At 68.7% G+C, this 1,040-nt stretch carries 1 protein-coding gene; it reads right to left on the reverse strand.

Annotated features, from left to right (window positions below; translation table 11 throughout):
- Nucleotides 1–178: 178 nt before the first annotated feature.
- Nucleotides 179–1,040: amino acid aminotransferase (locus JCM9942_RS16680; RefSeq protein ID WP_054660956.1), on the reverse strand; the 862-nt coding region annotated here is incomplete at its 5' end.

Here is a 1,040-nt window from a genome sequence, read left to right on the forward strand (position 1 = left end):
GTGATCGGGGCGGCGCTGGTGGCCTTGGGGACGGGATGAGACGGCGGGAAAACGGACAGGCACCGGTTCCCGGCCTCCGGCTTGTCCGGGCTGCGGACCTCGGGGGTGACGCCCGCCGGGAGACCAAAAAAGCCCGGGTTTCCCCGGGCTTTTTGTGTCACTGGCGCATGGCCGGTGCTCAGCTGCGGCTGACCGCGCACACGGCCTTGGCCACGTAATCCAGGTTGCCCTGGTTCAGTGCGGCCACGCAGATACGGCCGGTGCCGACGGCGTAGATGCCGTACTCGTCCCGCAGCGTATCCACCTGCGCGCGGCTCAGCCCCGAGTAGGAGAACATGCCGGCCTGCTGCTGGATGAAGGCGAACTCCGGTGCGCCCAGTTCGGCCAGTTTGGCCACCAGTCCGGCGCGCAGGGCGTGGATGCGGGTGCGCATCTGGCCCAGTTCCTCTTCCCACATCGCGCGCAGCTCGGTGCTGCCCAGCACCCCGGCCACCAGCGCGGCACCGTGGGTGGACGGGCTGGAGTAGATCGTGCGGATGATGCGCTTGATGTGCGACTGCACCGCCCTGGACTGCGCGGCGTCGGCCGCGACCACCGACAGCGCGCCGACGCGCTCGCCATACAGCGAGAACGACTTGGAGTAGGAGTTGGCGACGATGAAGCTGTCGATGCCGGCCTCGGCGACGATGCGCACGGCCACGCCGTCCTCGGCGATGCCCTTGTCAAAGCCCTGGTAGGCCATGTCGATGAACGGGAACAGCTGGTGTTCCTTCAGCAGCGCGGCGACCTGCTTCCACTGCGCCTCGGTCAGGTCCGCGCCGGTCGGGTTGTGGCAGCAGGCGTGCAGCAGCACCGTGGTGCCCGGTGCCAGCTTGGCCAGGTCGGCGAGCATGCCGTCGAAGTCCAGGCCGTGGCGGGCGGCGTCGAAGTAGGTGTAATCCACCACCTTGAAACCGGCCGCGGTGAACACCGCACGGTGGTTTTCCCAGCTCGGGTTGGAGATGGCCACGGTGGCGTGCGGCAGCGTGTGGGCCAGCAGC

The sequence above is a fragment of the Stenotrophomonas pictorum JCM 9942 genome, assembly GCF_001310775.1.
Lineage (GTDB): Bacteria > Pseudomonadota > Gammaproteobacteria > Xanthomonadales > Xanthomonadaceae > Stenotrophomonas > Stenotrophomonas pictorum.